Annotated in this window: 1 protein-coding gene; it reads left to right on the top strand. The window is 50.8% G+C overall.

The window, feature by feature from the left end:
* Positions 1–301 (top strand): transposase (locus tag LKE08_RS00120; RefSeq protein ID WP_324702167.1); only part of this gene is annotated, 301 nt, incomplete at both ends.

The raw sequence follows: 301 nt of genomic DNA, 5'->3' as shown, positions 1-301 counted from the left end.
CGATCGGTTTGACGTTCTCTATTTCGAGACGTTGAACCTAAAAGCCATGCAGCGACTCTGGGGACGCAAAGTCTCTGACTTAGGATTTCGGTCGTTCCTGCAAATCTTGGAATGGGTCGCTCAAAAGAAAGGAAAAGTCGTTGCCTACATTGACCGTTGGTTTCCATCCAGTAAGACCTGCTCGGGCTGTGGGTATGTTTTAGACGAGTTGGATTTGAGCGTGAGACGGTGGCGCTGCCCGTCTTGTGGGTCGGAAAACGACCGTGACGAAAACGCCGCCATCAATATCAAACAGGTTGGG

Source organism: Lyngbya sp. CCY1209 (assembly GCF_035615495.1).
In the GTDB taxonomy this organism is placed as follows: domain Bacteria; phylum Cyanobacteriota; class Cyanobacteriia; order Cyanobacteriales; family Microcoleaceae; genus Limnospira.
Note: the sequence above shows the minus strand (reverse complement) of the source record. Positions and strands in the feature narration are given on the sequence as shown.